The following is a 16,294-nucleotide window of genomic DNA, read 5'->3' as shown; positions in this document are numbered from 1 at the left end:
GTACAGGGGCGGGCGATTGACCCATTCGCGCGCCCGCCCCGTACCGCCGTTACCCGCTTTTCGAAGCCGGACTACTCACTGCGCAGGCGGAACCACAGAAAGCCGTGGCCCGCGAGCGTGAGCAGGTACGGCCACTCGCCGATCGGCGGGAACCGCACATCGCCCGTGAGTTCCACGGGCACCCGCCCGTTGAACGAGCGCAGGTCCAGCTCGGTGGGCTGGGCGAAGCGCGAGAAGTTGTGCACACACAGCACCAGGTCGTCCCCGTACTCGCGCAGGAAGGCGAGCACCGCCGGGTTGCTCGACGGCAGTTCGGTGTACGACCCCAGCCCGAAGGCGGGGTTCGCCTTGCGGACTTCGATCATCCGGCGCGTCCAGTGCAGGAGCGAGGAGGGCGATGCCATCGCCGCCTCGACACTGGTGACCTGGTACCCGTAGACGGGGTCCATGATGACCGGCAGGTTCAGCCTGCCCGGATCGCAGGACGAGAAACCGGCGTTGCGGTCCGGGGTCCACTGCATGGGCGTGCGCACGCCGTCGCGGTCGCCGAGCCAGATGTTGTCGCCCATGCCGATCTCGTCGCCGTAGTAGAGCACCGGCGAGCCGGGCAGCGACAGGAGCAGGGCGGTGAACAGCTCCATCTGGTTGCGGTCGTTGTCGAGGAGCGGGGCGAGTCGGCGCCGGATGCCGATGTTGGCCCGCATCCGCGGGTCCTTGGCGTACTCGGAGTACATGTAGTCGCGCTCTTCGTCCGTGACCATTTCGAGGGTGAGCTCGTCGTGGTTGCGCAGGAAGATGCCCCACTGGCAGCGGTCCGGGATCGCCGGGGTCTTGGCCAGGATCTCGGAGACGGGATAGCGCGACTCTCTTCGCACCGCCATGAAGATGCGCGGCATGACGGGGAAGTGGAACGCCATGTGGCACTCGTCCCCGCCCTTGGCGAAGTCACCGAAGTAGTCGACGACGTCCTCGGGCCACTGGTTGGCCTCGGCGAGCAGGACGGTGTCGGGGTAGTGCGCGTCGATCTCGGCCCGGACCCGCTTGAGGAGGGCGTGGGTGCGCGGGAGGTTCTCGCAGTTGGTGCCCTCCTCGGCGTACAGGTAGGGCACGGCGTCGAGGCGGAAGCCGTCGATGCCGAGGTCCAGCCAGAAGCGCAGCGCCGAGATGATCTCCTCGACGACGGCGGGGTTCTCGTAGTTCAGGTCCGGCTGGTGCGAGAAGAAGCGGTGCCAGTAGTACTGCTTGCGCAGCGGGTCGTACGTCCAGTTGGAGGTCTCGGTGTCGACGAAGATGATGCGGGCGTCCTGGTACTGCTTGTCGTTGTCGGCCCACATGTAGTAGTCGCCGTACGGTCCGTCCGGGTCCTTGCGCGACTGCTGGAACCACTCGTGCTGGTCGCTGGTGTGGTTCATGACGAAGTCGATGATCACCCGCATGCCGCGTTGGTGGGCGGCGTCCACGAACTCCACGAAGTCGGCGAGGTCGCCGAACTCCGGCAGGACGGAGGTGTAGTCGGAGACGTCGTAGCCCCCGTCGCGCAGCGGGGAGGCGAAGAACGGCGGAAGCCAGAGGCAGTCCACGCCCAGCCACTGGAGGTAGTCGAGTTTGGAGGTGAGGCCCTGTAGGTCGCCCACGCCGTCGCCGTTGCTGTCCTGGAACGAGCGGACGAGGACTTCGTAGAACACCGCCCGCTTGAACCAGTCGGGGTCGCGGTCCTTGGCAGGGGTGTCCTCGAACGTGTCGTGGACGGGATCGTTGATCATCATGTGATGGGTGACCCTCCGGTGGGCGGGGACGGTCGCAGAGCGGCCAGTACGTGCGCGGGCGTCCGACCCGGCTCTAGGCGCACGTAGTTCGCCCTGCCCCAGTGATAGGTCTCGCCGGTGAGCTCGTCGCGCACCGCGAGGGACCCGTGCCAGTCGAGGCCGAGTACCGGCATGTCCAACGAGACGGTCGCCTCCTGGGTGTGGTGCGGATCGAGGTTGACGACCACCAGTACGGAATTGGCCCCGGCGTGCTTCGAATAGGCGATCACTTGTTCGTTGTCGGTCGAATGGAAGTGGAGCTCGCGCAGCTGCTGGAGGGCGGGGTTGCGGCGGCGGACCCGGTTCAGGGTGGTGATCAGCGGGGCGATGGTGCGGCCCTCGCGGTCGGCGGCGGCCCAGTCGCGTGGCCGGAACTCGTACTTCTCGGAGTTCAGGTACTCCTCGCTGCCCGGCTTGACCGGCTCGTTCTCGCAGAGCTCGTACCCGGCGTAGATCCCCCAGGTGGGGGAGAGGGTGGCGGCGAGCACGGCCCGCACCTCGAAGGCGGCACGTCCGCCGTGCTGAAGGTACTCGTGCAGGATGTCCGGCGTGTTGACGAAGAAATTCGGCCGCATGACGGCAGCGGAACGGTCGTCGGTGAGCTCGGTCAGGTACTCGGTCAGCTCCGCCTTGGTGTTGCGCCAGGTGAAGTACGTGTAGGACTGCTGGAAGCCCACGGAGGCCAGGGCGCGCATCATCGCGGGGCGGGTGAACGCCTCCGCCAGGAAGATCACGTCCGGGTCCGTCTTGTTGATGTCCGCGATCACCTTCTGCCAGAAGACGACGGGTTTGGTGTGCGGGTTGTCGACGCGGAAGATCCGGACGCCGTGGTCCATCCAGTGCCGAAGGATCCTGACCGTTTCCTCGACGATGCCGGCCATGTCGGTGTCGAAGTGGATCGGGTAGATGTCCTGGTACTTCTTCGGCGGGTTCTCGGCGTACGCGATCGTCCCGTCCGCCCGGTGGCGGAACCACTCCGGCCGCTTCTCCACCCACGGGTGGTCGGGCGAGCATTGGAGCGCGAAGTCGAGGGCGATCTCCATCCGCAGCTCCCGGGCCCGCGCCACGAAGGCGTCGAAGTCCTCGATCGTGCCCAGCTCGGGGTGGACGGCGTCGTGGCCGCCCTCGGTGGACCCGATGGCCCACGGCACGCCCGGGTCCCAACTGCCCGCGGAGAGCGTGTTGTTCGGCCCCTTGCGCCAGGTGCTCCCGATCGGGTGGATGGGCGGGAGGTACACGACGTCGAAGCCCATGGCGGCGATCGCGGGCAACCGCTCGGCGGCGGTCCGGAAGGTGCCGCTCACCGGGGCCGCCCCCGGCTCCACCACGGCTCCCTCGGACCGGGGGAACATCTCGTACCAGGAGCCGAAGAGGGCGCGCTTGCGCTCGACGAGCAGCGGCAGCGGCTTCGCGGCGCTGACCAGCTCCCGGTACGGGCGCCGCGCGAGGGCCTCGGTCACCGGCGCCGCCAGGGCGGCCGCGTACCGCACCGAGACCTCCCGGTCCTCGTCGCGCATCGCCTCGGCGGCGGCCAGCACGTGCGCGCGCCCGTCCTTCTTGGGGATCTTGGCGCCGGCGCGCGCGTACAGCTCCGCGCCCTCCAGCAGCATCAGTCCCGTGTCGATGCCCGCGGGGATCTTGATGGCGGCGTGCGCCCGCCAGGTCGCGATCGGGTCGCTCCACGCCTCGACGGTGTACGTCCACCGCCCCTCGGTGTCGGCGCAGACCCTCGCTCCCCACCGGTCCGTACCGGGGGCCAGCTCGTACATGGGCACGGGCGGCCGCAGCCGTCCGCTCGGATCTCGGAGCACGACGTGGGCCGACACCGCGTCGTGGCCCTCGCGGAACACGGTGGCCGAGATCCGGAAGACCTCGTCCACGACCGCCTTGGCGGGTCTGGCGCCGCAGTCGACGGCAGGGCGGACGTCCAGCACGGGAATGCGACCGATCATGATGGGATCACCTGGAGGCAGTTCGCGGGGCTCGGTGGCAACGCTCCGGCTGACGGGGCAGCCGGCAGTGCACGCTCTGTTCGCTCTGTTTCTAGCCGTTCAGAAGACGGCTGGGCTGCGGGCATGGCCGCTCCTGTCCGCGTTCACTCGGGTGGCGGGAGGTGGTGGGCGGTGTGCGCCGTGCGTGTACCCGGGGAGCCCTTCCCACTCTCGTCCCGCCCAATCCGCGTGCTTGGTTAACTACTCGTACGTAGTGGCACGCCGACAACCAAGCCCCGGCTCGACATTCACCGAGGCTCCGTCAAGTCGGCTGAGGACTCCCGGACCTACACCGGTATACCGCGTTCGCGGCCCGCCCGCCCGTCGGCGCCGTGGCGGTGCGTGCCGGTCGCCGGCTAGTCTCGTGGCTCCGGAAGTGGACCGAAGTGGACGGATGCGCGGGCGCACAGCGTGGTGCGGCCGCTCCGATCCGCGATCCCCTGCGAAGGTGGAACACGTGAAGGCTATCCGTCGATTCACCGTGCGCCCCGTCCTCCCCGAGCCGCTGCTGCCACTGGCCGACCTCGCGCGCAACCTGCGCTGGTCTTGGCACGCGGAAACCCGCGAACTCTTCCAATCCGTCGACCCCGAGGGCTGGCAGGCCGCTGCCGGCGACCCCGTGCGACTGCTCGGCGCCGTGTCCGCCGGCCGTCTTGAGGAGCTCGCCGGCGACCGGCGGTTCCTGCGGCGGCTGGCCGTGGCCGCCGCCGACCTCGACGACTACGTCCACGGCGGGAGGTGGTACCAGACCCACGAGAACAGTGGGGACCTACCCGCCGCCATCGCCTACTTCTCCCCCGAGTTCGGCATCACCGCAGCCCTCCCGCAGTACTCCGGCGGGCTCGGCATCCTCGCCGGCGACCACCTCAAGTCCGCCAGCGACCTCGGGGTCCCGCTCATCGGAGTGGGACTGCTCTACCGCCACGGCTACTTCCGCCAGTCGCTCTCCCGCGACGGCTGGCAGCAGGAGCACTATCCCGTCCTCGACCCCAACGAGCTCCCCGTCGCCCTCGTCCGCGAGGCCGACGGTACGGCCGCCCGGGTGACCCTGAGTCTCCCCGGCGGGCGGTCGTTGCACGCGCACATCTGGCAAGCCCGCGTCGGACGGGTCCCGCTGCTGCTGCTCGACTCCGACGTGGAGGACAACGACACCGCCGCCCGCGAGGTGACCGACCGTCTCTACGGCGGCGGCAGCGACCACCGGCTGCTCCAGGAGATGCTGCTCGGCATCGGCGGGGTCCGCGCGGTACGGACGTACTGCCGGCTCACCGGCCATGCCGACCCCGAGGTGTTCCACACCAACGAGGGACACGCCGGTTTCCTCGGCCTCGAACGCATAAGGGAACTCGAAGGCGAGCAGGGCCTGGGCTTCGACGCGGCCGTCGAGGCCGTCCGCGCCGGCACCGTGTTCACCACCCACACCCCGGTCCCCGCCGGCATCGACCGCTTCGACCGCGCCCTGGTCGCCCGCCACTTCGGCGAGGGCGGCGAACTGCCCGGCGTACCCGTCGAGCGGATCCTCGAACTGGGCGCGGAGTCCTACCCCGGCGGCGACCCCGGGGTGTTCAACATGGCCGTCATGGGCCTGCGCCTCGCCCAGCGAGCCAACGGCGTCTCCACCCTGCACGGCGCCGTCAGCCGGGGCATGTTCGCCGGCCTGTGGCCCGGCTTCGACCCGGTCGACGTGCCGATCACCTCCATCACCAACGGGGTGCACGCGCCGACCTGGGTGGCGCCCGAAGTGGTCCGGCTCGGCGCACGCCAGATCGGGGCCGGCCGCACCGAGGACGCCCTGTCCGTCGGCGGCTCCCCGCGCTGGGACGCCGTGGCGGGCATCGCCGACCAGGAGGTCTGGGACCTGCGCCGGGTGCTCCGCGAAAAGCTGGTGCAGGAGGTGCGCGACCGCCTCCGCGCCTCCTGGAAGCAGCGCGGGGCCGCCGACGCCGAACTCGGCTGGGTGGACTCCGTACTCGACCCCGACGTGCTGACCATCGGTTTCGCCCGCCGGGTCCCCTCCTACAAGCGGCTCACCCTGATGCTCCGCGACCCCGAGCGGCTGCGCCGGCTGCTGCTCGACCCCGACCGGCCGGTGCAGATCGTGGTCGCGGGCAAGGCACACCCCGCCGACGACGGCGGCAAGCGCCTGGTGCAGGAGCTGGTGCGGTTCTCCGACGACCCCCGGGTACGGCACCGGATCGTCTTCCTGCCCGACTACGGCATGGCCATGGCCCAGAAGCTCTACCCGGGTTGCGACATCTGGCTGAACAACCCGCTGCGCCCGCTGGAGGCCTGCGGCACCAGCGGGATGAAGGCCGCCCTCAACGGCTGCCTGAACCTCTCCGTGCTGGACGGCTGGTGGGACGAGTGGTTCGAGCCCGACTTCGGCTGGGCCATCCCCACCGCCGACGGCGCCGGGACGGACGTGGACCGGCGCGACGACCTGGAGGCCAACGCCCTCTACGAGCTCATCGAGAGCCGGGTCGCGCCCCGCTTCTACGACCGGGCCGGGCGCAGCGGACTGCCCGAGCGGTGGATCGAGATGGTCCGGCGCACGCTGGTCTCCCTCGGCCCCAAGGTGCTCGCGGGGCGGATGGTGCGGGAGTACGTGGAACGGCTCTACGCCCCCGCGGCCCTCGCGCACCGCGCCCTCGGCCCCGAGGTGGCGCGGGACCTCGCCTGGTGGAAGGGCCGGGTCCGCGCGGCCTGGCCCGGGGTCGCCGTCGAGCACGTGGAGGCGCTCGCCGCCGCCCCCGTCGGCGGGACCGCCGAGCTGGGGGCCACCCTCACCCTGCGGGTACGGGTGGCGCTCGACGCGCTCGCGCCGGAGGACGTCGAGGTGCAGGCCGTGGCGGGCCGGGTGGACGCCCAGGACGTGATCCAGGGCGCCCGGACCTTCCCGCTGAAGCCGGCCTCCGGGCCGGACCTGGAGGGCCGCTGGGTATACGAGGGCCCGCTCGCCCTCGACCGTACGGGGCCCTACGGCTACACCGTACGGATCCTGCCCGCCCATCCGCTGCTGGCGAGCCCGGCCGAACTCGGACTGGTCGCCGGGCCCCCGGACGCCGCCGACACCGACGCGGTGGGCGGGGTCCTGCTGAGGTGAGGTGAGGCACGGGAGGGCGGGCGGCGGCCCGGACCTCAGGGGTCGATCAGCCGCCCGTCCTCCACCAGCATCCCGGCCCGCTTGATGTTCCGCAGGGTCGGGATCACCTCGACCCGCTCGATGCCCGGCACGGCGCCGATCCGCTCGGTCAGGTACGTGTAGAGCGCTTCCGTGTCCCGGCAGACCACCACGGCCAGCAGGTTCGCCGCCCCGGTCACCGCCGCCGCGAAGGGCACCTCATCGTGCCGGGCGACCGCGGCGCCCGCCTCCGCCAGCCGGGAGGGCGCCGTGGTCAGCATCAAGGTCGCCTCCGCCTCGTAGCCGAGCCGGGTGGGGACCAGCTCCACGTCCAGGTACAGCGCCCCCAGCTCCCGCAACCGTTCCAGGCGGCGGCGCGCCGTGGACTCCGAGAGGCCCGCGGCGCGGGCCAGTTCGGGGTAGCCGGCCCGCCCGTCCCGGCCCAGCACCGACAGCAGCGCCGACTCCACATCGTCCAGGGTGTGCCGCTCCCGCCCCGGGAGGACCGGCGGCCGCTCCAGCGCGGCCACCTGCTCGGGCCGCAGCACGTCCAGCCCGCACCACCGCTCCGGGCCCCCGACGAAGATCCGCAACAGGGTGTGCGCGCTGACCCCGGTCACCCGGCGGGTGCGCGGAAGCTTCTCCAACAGCAGGCCGTCGCGGTCGGCGCGGGTGCGCGCCTTGGTCAGGCAGTGGATCTCGGTTCCACCCGAGCCGAGCTTCACCCAGGAGATGTCCGGCCGCCGGGCCAGTGCCTCGGCCACCACCAGAGCCGCGTCGGGCGCGCACTGCACGCGCAGCCACGACTCGAACAGTCCGACGCGGCGGCCCTGGGGGAGACCGATCACCCGGATCGTGCCGCCGGAGCGCATCCGCCGGTAGCGGCGCACCACCGTCTGGTCGGAGACCTCCAGCACTTCCGCGAGCCGGCTGAAGGAGGCCCGTCCGTCGATCATCAGCGCCTGGATCAGGGAGCGGTCGAGGAGATCGAGCTCCTCGGTCGGTGCGGTCCGGTTCATGGTTTCCATCATCCCAGGGCCGTCCATGACGGAAATCCGGCGGCAGACGGGTGACGGGTGGGGGACCGGGGGTGCGGGCTGGGACCGTGGGCCCACCGAACCACCACCCCGACGAGGAGAGATTCATGCGCAAGTGGCTGCCGTTGACGGCGGTCTGTCTGGGGGCCTTCATGCTCCTGGTCGACGTCACGATCGTGACCGTCGCCCTGCCGGACATGGCCGCCGACATGCACACCGGGTTCTCCGCCCTCCAGTGGGTGATGGACATATACGCCCTGGCGCTGGCCGCCCTGCTGCTCGGCGCGGGCTCCCTCGCCGATCGGATCGGCCGCCGCAGCGTCTACCTCGGCGGCATCGTGGTCTTCGCCGCCGCCTCGCTCGCCTGCGGCCTGGCCACCGGCCCCGCCGCGCTGATCGCCTTCCGCGCCGTACAGGGCTTCGGCGGCGCGGCGATGTTCGCCACCACCATGGCCCTGCTCAGCTCCGCCTACCAGGGCCGTGACCGTGGGATCGCCTTCGGCGTGTGGGGCGCCGTCAACGGCGCCGCCGCCGCGGCCGGCCCGATCATCGGCGGGCTGCTGACCGAGCACTTCGGCTGGCGCTGGATCTTCTACATCAACCTGCCCGTCTGCGCCCTGGCGGTGTACGTCACACTCAAGGCCGTCACCGACTCCCGCGACCCGCACGCCAAGGGCCTCGACCTGCCCGGCATGGCCGCCTTCACCACCGGGGCGGGTGCCGTCACGTACGCGCTGATACGCGCCGGCGAGAACGGCTGGACCTCCGCCGCCACCCTCGGCCTCCTCGGCCTGGGCGCGGTCGCCTTCGCCGTCTTCGTCCTCGTCGAACTGCGCAGCGGCCACCCCATGCTGGACCTCTCGCTGTTCCGCAGCGGGACCTTCGTCGGCGTCATGGCCGCCGCGTTGCTGCTGTCCGGGGCGGCGTTCTCGTACCTGATGTACGTCTCCCTCTGGCTCCAGTCCGTCGAGGGGATGAACCCGATCGGCGCGGGCCTGGTGCTGGTGCCGATGAGCCTGGCCGCGTTCCTCGTCTCGGCCCTGGCCGGGCGGCTCCTGCACGGGGCCCCGGCGCGGCTGACGATCGGCGGCGGAGGGGTGCTGATCGGGGCGGGCGCGCTGCTCCAGGCGTGGATGCTGGACACGGGCGACGGCTGGCCGGCGCTGGTCCCGGGCCTGTTGGTGACGGGCGCCGGGGTGGGAGCGGCGATCCCCGCGCTGGCCGCCACGGTGATGGGGGCGGTGGCCCCGGCCCGGGCGGGTATGGCCGGCGGTGCGCTGAACACGGCGCGGCAACTGGGCATGGCCTTCGGCATCGCGGTGCTCGGCTCCCTCTTCCACTCCGGGCTGGCGGACGGACTCGCCGACGCCGGTCGGCCGCGCGGGACCGCCGAGGCGCTGGCGTCGGGCGGGGCGGGGCGGTTGCTGGCGACGGTCCCGGAGGCGAAGTCCTGGGTGGAGGCGGCCTTCGTGAGCGGGCTGCGGGAGACCTTCGTCGCCTCGGGGGTGATGGGACTGGTGGGAGCCCTCGCCGTCGTCCTGCTGATCCGTTCGGCGGGACGGAGTGGGGACGCGGCGAAGACCGGGGCCCGGGCGGCGGGGGCCGTCGCGGTGTCGGACCGGGTCTGACGGTGCCGGCGCCCGGACCGGGTTCGTAGCGGAAGCGGGGCGGGGCAGGGTCGGCCGGGTCGGTTTCGGGGCGGGGCGCGGGGACTGCCGTATGGGCCCCGCCGACCGATCCAGGAGGGTGAACCTTCGAACGCGCCGGCCATGCTGAATCGTTTCGTCTGATCCGTCCGCTCCTACGCTGCCGGCTGGATGCCACCGGACCGGCATTCCAGCCGACCAGAGAACGGACTCTTCATGCGTGCTCGTACCACCGCCGCCGCACTCCTCGGTGCTCTCGCGCTCGTTCTGCCCACCGCCGGTACCTCACTGGCGGTCGACCACGACGATGATGACGGCCGCCGCTCGCTGGGCCGGCTGGAGTACCTCGTCGACGATGACGACGAGGGTGGCAACGAGCACCGCCAGATCCGTCCGGCGGACAACGACACCTGCTACCGGCTGACGGGCACCTCGTGGGAGAACCCGGCGACCACCGTGCGCAACGAGACGGAGTCGCTGGCGGTGCTGTTCCGGGACCGCGACTGCGGCGAGCGCGCGGAGCGCGTGCTGGAGCCGGGGCAGCGGGTGCACGGCGTGCAGGTCCGCTCGGTGCTCTTCAAGCCGGTGGACGACGACAACGAAGGCCGTCACGAGGGACGTCAGGACGGGTGGGGCGACGGGCGCGGCGACGAACGGGGCGACGGACGGGGCGACGGACGGGGCGACGACTTCGGCAACGGGGACGAGGACCGCGGCCGTCACGACGCCCGGCCGGGCCTGCCGGGTGCGCCGCACCACAACGCCACCAAGCCGGCCGTGCGCCCGTCGGTGAAGCCGCGGACGGACGGGCCCGGCTCGCAGCAGGCCGGCGAGGAGCAGGCTCGTGACGAGCAGCCCCGCGAGGACCAGGCCCGCGAGGACCAGCCCCGCGAGGACCAGGCCCGCGAGGACCAGGCCGGTGACCAGCAGGCCCGTGACGAGCAGGCCCAGCGGGAGGACCAGGCCCGGCAGGACCAGATCCGGCGCGAGGAGCAGGCACGCCAGGAGGAGGCCCGCCGGGACGACCAGGCCCGGCAGGAGCAGCAGGCCCGCGACGAACAGCGGATGCGCGACGAGCAGGCCCGTCAGGAGGAGGAGCAGGGCCGGCCCGCCGAACAGGGTCCCGACATGTTCGACCGCATCTTCCGCTCCATCGGCTGACCCGCCACGCACGACGGGAGAGCCCGGCACCCCCGTGGGTGCCGGGCTCTCCCGCGTCGTGGAACAGGGCCGCCCGGGGAGGTCGTCTCCCGGGCGGCCCCGCGATCAATCGGTCGAGCCGTCGAGCGGCTCGGCCCCCGTCACCCCGTCAGGGGTCAGAACGTGAGCTTCCAGCTGTTGATGTAGCCGGTGTCCGCGGAGGCGAGGTCCGCCACCCGCAGCTTCCAGACACCCTGGGCGACCTCGGAGGAGGCGTTCACGGTGAAGCTCTGGACGATGTTGTCCGCGCTGCCGCCGGTGCGGTTGCGCAGGTTGTAGACGGAGCCGTCGGGCGCGACCAGGTCGACCCTCAGGTCACCGACGTAGGTGTGGACGATGTTGACGTCCACCTTGAGGGTGCTCGGGGCGTTGCCCGTGCGGGTCACCGTGATCGGGGACTCGACGGTCGAGTTGTCCGCGATCTGGTAGTCGTTCGTGTTCTCGAACACGTTCTGCTGGGACGTGCCGACGGTCCAGGTGAAGGACGCCGTGCCCGTCTTGCCCGCGGAGTCGGTCACCGTGACGGTCACGTTGGACGTGCCCGCGGTGGTGGCGGTACCCGAGATCAGACCCGTCGAGGAGTTGATCGACAGGCCGGCCGGCAGACCGGTCGCCGCGTAGCTCAGCGCACCCGCGTTGGTGCTGGTCGCCTGGACCTGAAGGCTCACAGCGGTGTTGACCTGGGTGGTCTGGTTGGCGATCGGGGTGACCGAGACGCCGGAGGTGATGCGCGCCCCGACGTTGATGCCGGCCCAGGCGTTGGCCACGTTGTTGTACGTCGTCGAGCCCTGGCCGTACAGGTCGGCGGCGGCCTGGAGCGTCGCCGTACGGGCGGCCGCGTAGTTGGTGTTCGACTTGAAGTAGCCGACCGTCAGCGCGCGGAACCAGATCTTGGAGGCGGCGTCGCGGCCGATCCCGGTGACGGGCAAGCCGTCGGAGGTGGGCGAGTTGTAGCTCACGCCGTTGATGACCTTGGCGCCGGAGCCCTCGGAGGCCAGGTAGAACCAGTGGTTGGCCGGGCCCGAGGAGTAGTGGACGTCGAGGTTGCCGACGCCGCTGTACCAGGCGTCCGCGGACGAACCGTCCTTGCTCGGCTTGTCCTGGTAGCGCAGCGGGGAGCCGTCGCCGTTGATGTCGATCTTCTCGCCGATGAGGTAGTCGCCGACGTCGGTCGGGTTGTTCGCGTAGAACTCGACCGCGGAGCCCATGATGTCCGAGGTGGCCTCGTTCAGACCGCCGGGCTCACCGCTGTAGGTCATGTTGCCGGTGACGGAGGTCAGACCGTGGGTCATCTCGTGCGCGGCCACGTCGATGGACGTCAGCGGGTGCGTGTTGCCGGTGCCGTCGCCGTACGTCATGCAGAAGCAGCCGTCGTCCCAGAACGCGTTGACATAGGCGCTGCCGTAGTGGACGCGGCTGTAGGGGGCCACGCCGTCGTTGCGCAGACCGTTGCGGCCCATCACGTTCTTGTAGAAGTCCCACGTCACCTGCGCGCCGTAGTGCGCGTCGGCGGCGGCGGTCGCCCGGTTGGAAGCGGCGCCGTTGCCCCAGGTGTCGCTGGTGCTCGTGAAGAGCGTGCCGGTGCCGGAGCTGCCGCCGTTGAGGTCGTAGGTCTTGTGGCCGCCGCGCCCGGCGTCGGTCAGCGTGTAGTTGCTACCCGACTGCGAGGTCCCCAGGGTCACTTGGCCGCTGTACATGGTGTTGCCGGTGCCGCGCTCGACGGCCTCCCACTGGGTGATCTTCGCGCCGGTCTTGGCGTCGGTGACCACGTGCAGTTCGCTCGGCGTGCCGTCGTCCTGGAGGCCGCTGACCACGGTCTCGAAGGCGAGGACGGGCGCGCCTTCGGCCGCCCAGATCACCTTGCGGGCGTTCTTGGAGGGCTTGGTCTGCTTGGCGCCGGCTGCGTTGGCCGAGGAGACGGCCTGGCTCTCGGCCGCCGAGGGGGCGACGGAAGGGCTGGTGTCCGCCACCTTGATCTCGTGGTTGGTGGCCTTGGTCACGCTCTTGGTGACGCCGCCCTTGGCGTGGACCGTCAGGTCTCCGCCGAGCACGGGTATGCCGTCGTACGTGCGCTCGTACGTCGTGTGGGTGGTGCCGTCGGCGTCCTGGACCACATCACGGACGACCAGGCGCTCCTTGGCGTCGAGGCCGAGGGCCTTCGCCGCCTGCACGGTGGTCGAGTTGGCATCGGCGAGGAGCGTCGCACGCTCCGAAGCGCTGAGTAGGCGTGCGGCCGCGCCCGGGTTGGGCTGAGCCGCCTTGGTGGACTGCGACGCGGTGGCGTCGGCGGTGGCGGTTCCGGCCTGAATGCCTACGGCGAGCAGGGCTGCGGCTGCAACGAGAGCGCCGGCCGCGGTGGCACGCCGCTGGGGGGTGAAACTCAACGCAAACTCCTTCTGCGAGGGGGGTTCCGGACGCTGGGTGGGCCTCCGGGCAGATCAGGGTTGGTGCGATGAACGGTCGAAGAGTGTCACCTGCGGGCGTCGATGTCAGGGCCACATCAAAAGGTTGGCTGGAAACAGTCCGTTGTCCGAAGAGACGTATCCGGTATCCGAACCATTCACTTTTGTGTGAGAGAGGAGGGTGAAACGCCCGGAACAACAGACACCGCTTGGTGACACTTGAGCAACGAGGAGTCCCGTTAACGCAAACGGCACCTAGCGTACGGGTGTTTGTCGTACTGTTTGCCGGTGCGTCAGATGCCCGTCGCCAGGGGAAGCCACGGGCCTACGCCACTGTCATAGACCACGTGCCAGGGGGGCCCATGAGGCATGTCCATTTTCCTGCGCAAAGAGTGGCCGGGACGGCCGTTGAACCGACCGGGCCGACGTCCGCGCCTTCGCGCCGACTCGGCGACAAGGCGCGCTGGTACCTTCCCGCGGCGGTCGCGGCCGACTTGCTCGGCGCCGCGGTTCCCGTGGGCCTCGTCTTCGACGCGGCGCAGCAGACCCGGCCCGTCTACTGCGCGGTCGGCGCGGCCCTGGCGTGGACGGCGGTCCAGGCACTGCGCCGACGTTACGCGACCCGCGTGCTGGGGGAATCCCGCGGGGTGCTGCCCGTCGTCCATGACTGGCTGATTCTGATCGGTGTCCTCGCCGTCGCCCGTGTGGTGACCGGTGAGAGCACCCCGCGACTGGCGGCGCTGGGGGCGCTGCTGCCCGCCCTGCTCATCACCGTCGCCTGCCACAAACTGACCTACCGCCACCTCACCGCCGCCCGCCGGGAGGCCCAGGCGGTCAGCCGGGTCCTGGTCGTCGGTGAACCCGAGGCGGCCGAAGGCGTGATCGCACACCTCGCCTCGCGCACCGACCACCCCTACGTCGTCGTCGGCGTCGTCCCGGTCGGCGAGGGGCGACTCGACAGCGGCGTACCCGTCGCGAACCGGCTGGGCGCGACCCCGCACGGCCCGAACACGGACGCCACCGCCGTACTGGGCGCCGTCCGCAGCCACCAGGCCGACCTGGTGCTCGTCGCCCCGGGCGTGCGCATCACCGGGGAACGGCTGCGCCGGGTCGCCTGGGCCCTGCACGACGCCGGTCTGGAACTGGCCGTCTTCCCCGGTCTGGTGGAGATATCCGTCAAGCGGCTGGAAACCCTCTCCGCCGGCGGCCTCGCCGTGCTGCGGATCGCGCCGCCCCTGAGCAGGGGCGTGCAGACGCTGCTCAAGTCGGCCCTGGACCGCGCGGGGGCCGCCGTCGGACTGCTGCTGCTGTCGCCGCTGTTCCTCGCCCTGGTCCTGGCGATACGTTTCGGCTCGCCCGGCCCCGCCCTCTACAGCCAGCGCCGGATCGGGCGCGACGGGGTCCCGTTCGTCATGTGGAAGTTCCGCACGATGGTCGTGGACGCCGACCGGCTCAAGCCCGGGCTGGAAGGGGCCAACGAGAACGACGGCCTGATGTTCAAGATGCGCCGGGACCCGCGGGTGACCCGGGTGGGACGCCTGCTGCGCCGGACCTCCCTCGACGAACTGCCCCAGCTCTTCAACGTGCTGACGGGCAGCATGTCGCTGGTGGGACCGCGCCCGCCGCTGCCGGACGAGGTGGCCCGGTACGACGAGGTGGAGCTGCGCCGGTTGAGCGTGCGCCCCGGGATGACGGGCCTGTGGCAGATCAGCGGACGGTCGGACCTGTCCTGGGACGAAACGATTCAGCTTGATCTGCAGTATGTCGACAACTGGTCCTTCACCAGCGATGTCGACGTCATGGGCCGTACGCTCCGCGCCGTCGTCGACGGCCGCGGAGCGTACTGAGGGCCGGCCTTGCGATCAGCCTCGGGGTCAGGGCGACGTCAGGGAGTCGAGCCACCAGCGGTAGGTGGACGCGATCCCGTCGCGCAGCGGGATGCCGGGCTTCCAGCCCAAGGAGGTCAGGCGGGTGACGTCCAGCAGCTTGCGGGGCGTCCCGTCGGGCTTGGAGGTGTCCCAGGCGAGCCGGCCCTCGAAGCCGGTCACCTCGGCGACCGTTTCGGCCAGGGCCTTGATGGTGAGGTCCTCGCCGCAGCCGATGTTCACGGGCTCGTCGCCGTCGTAGCTCTCCAGCAACACCGCGCAGGCCGCCGCGAGGTCGTCGACGTGCAGGAACTCGCGGCGCGGGGTGCCCGATCCCCACAGGGTGACCTCTTCGCGCCCCTTAGCTGCGGCCTCGTGGAAGCGGCGGATCAGCGCGGGCAGGACGTGCGAGGACTCCAAGTCGAAGTTGTCCCCCGGACCGTAGAGGTTCGTGGGCATGGCCGAGATGTACGAGGCGCCGTACTGCTTGCGGTACGACTGGACCTGCACGATCCCGGCGATCTTGGCCAGGGCGTACGCCTCGTTGGTCGGCTCCAGCGGGCCGGTCAGCAGCGCGTCCTCGCTGATGGGCTGCGGGGCCAGCTTCGGATAGATGCACGAGGAGCCGAGGAACAGCAGCCGGCCCACCCCGGCGGCGTGCGCGCCGGCGATGACGCTCAGCTGGATGCGGAGGTTGTCCTCCAGGAACTGCACCGGGTACGTGCTGTTGGCCATGATCCCGCCCACCTTGGCGGCGGCCAGCACCACGGCGTCCGGGCGGACGTCGCGCAGGTACGCCTCGGTGGCGGCGCCGTCGCGCAGGTCGAGCTCGGCGCGGCTGCGGGTGAGCACCTCGTGGCCGTCGGCGGTCAGCCGCCGGGCGACCGCGGACCCCACGAGGCCGCGGTGGCCGGCGACGAAGACCCGGGCGTGCGGGGGCAGGAGCGGCAGCGAACTTGTCATACCGCCGATGATGCCAGTCCGCCGCCACGCACTTTCCCGGAGCCTCCCCGACGGAACGGGCGGGCCGAATGCGGCGCGAGGGGTTCCGCAGGGGCCGTGTACGGTACCCATCCGGCCCCGGGCCGCGCGGGCGCCCACCGTACGAGGCGGCGGGACGGCCCCGGCACACCGGGCCGCGAGGCCCGGTGAGAGACCAGGGGGCGCAGCCCCGCAGATCGGGTGGGGGCGAGCCCCGCTCACCGCAACAGCGCACCACGACAACCA

Annotated in this window: 9 protein-coding genes; 4 read left to right on the top strand and 5 right to left on the bottom strand. The window is 71.2% G+C overall.

Annotation, left to right across the window (positions count from 1 at the left end; genetic code table 11):
• Positions 1 to 71: 71 nt before the first annotated feature.
• A complete protein-coding gene (treS, locus tag ABZ934_RS06605) occupies positions 72 to 1,766 on the bottom strand; it encodes a maltose alpha-D-glucosyltransferase (RefSeq protein WP_361309247.1) in 1,695 nt (564 codons plus the stop codon).
• Positions 1,763 to 3,757, bottom strand: coding sequence for an alpha-1,4-glucan--maltose-1-phosphate maltosyltransferase (locus tag ABZ934_RS06600; RefSeq protein ID WP_361309245.1), 1,995 nt, complete (start codon positions 3,755 to 3,757; stop codon positions 1,763 to 1,765). Before ABZ934_RS06600 ends, treS begins: the two co-directional genes overlap by 4 nt.
• A 496-nt stretch (positions 3,758 to 4,253) precedes the next feature.
• Between ABZ934_RS06600 and glgP the strand changes: the two genes are divergently transcribed.
• A complete protein-coding gene (gene glgP / locus ABZ934_RS06595; protein ID WP_361309242.1) occupies positions 4,254 to 6,899 on the top strand; it encodes an alpha-glucan family phosphorylase in 2,646 nt (881 codons plus the stop codon).
• Positions 6,900 to 6,934: 35 nt separating this feature from the next.
• Here glgP and ABZ934_RS06590 read toward each other — a convergent pair whose 3' ends face one another.
• Positions 6,935 to 7,936 carry an AsnC family transcriptional regulator gene (locus ABZ934_RS06590; protein WP_361309239.1) on the bottom strand — a complete coding sequence of 334 codons (1,002 nt, stop codon included), beginning with the start codon at positions 7,934 to 7,936 and terminating at the stop codon, positions 6,935 to 6,937.
• Positions 7,937 to 8,061: 125 nt separating this feature from the next.
• On the opposite strand from ABZ934_RS06590, the gene ABZ934_RS06585 reads away from it, so the two are divergent.
• Together ABZ934_RS06585 and ABZ934_RS06580 are read left to right on the top strand one after the other, a co-directional pair.
• The gene (locus ABZ934_RS06585) at positions 8,062 to 9,582 is read left to right on the top strand and encodes a DHA2 family efflux MFS transporter permease subunit (RefSeq protein ID WP_361309236.1); all 1,521 of its coding nucleotides are present in this window, start codon (positions 8,062 to 8,064) and stop codon (positions 9,580 to 9,582) included.
• Positions 9,583 to 9,816: 234 nt separating this feature from the next.
• On the top strand, positions 9,817 to 10,761 hold the full coding sequence (locus ABZ934_RS06580) for a hypothetical protein (protein WP_361309233.1): 945 nt from the start codon (positions 9,817 to 9,819) through the stop codon (positions 10,759 to 10,761).
• 155 nt (positions 10,762 to 10,916) lie between these two features.
• Here the strand turns inward: ABZ934_RS06580 and ABZ934_RS06575 are convergent, their stop codons facing one another.
• Positions 10,917 to 13,184: a M4 family metallopeptidase gene (locus ABZ934_RS06575; protein WP_361309231.1), complete on the bottom strand. Its 2,268-nt coding sequence runs from the start codon at positions 13,182 to 13,184 to the stop codon at positions 10,917 to 10,919.
• Positions 13,185 to 13,564: 380 nt separating this feature from the next.
• Here ABZ934_RS06575 and ABZ934_RS06570 point away from each other — a divergent pair, with 380 nt between their 5' ends.
• Complete coding sequence (locus ABZ934_RS06570) at positions 13,565 to 15,049, top strand: sugar transferase (RefSeq protein ID WP_361309228.1); 1,485 nt, start codon at positions 13,565 to 13,567, stop codon at positions 15,047 to 15,049.
• 27 nt (positions 15,050 to 15,076) lie between these two features.
• Here ABZ934_RS06570 and ABZ934_RS06565 read toward each other — a convergent pair whose 3' ends face one another.
• Positions 15,077 to 16,030 (bottom strand): GDP-L-fucose synthase, encoded by a 954-nt coding sequence (locus ABZ934_RS06565; protein ID WP_361309226.1) that lies wholly within the window; start codon positions 16,028 to 16,030, stop codon positions 15,077 to 15,079.
• Positions 16,031 to 16,294: the final 264 nt, after the last annotated feature.

The sequence above is a fragment of the Streptomyces sp. NPDC046557 genome, from assembly GCF_040645975.1.
Taxonomy (GTDB): Bacteria; Actinomycetota; Actinomycetes; order Streptomycetales; family Streptomycetaceae; genus Streptomyces.
Note: the sequence above shows the minus strand (reverse complement) of the source record. Positions and strands in the feature narration are given on the sequence as shown.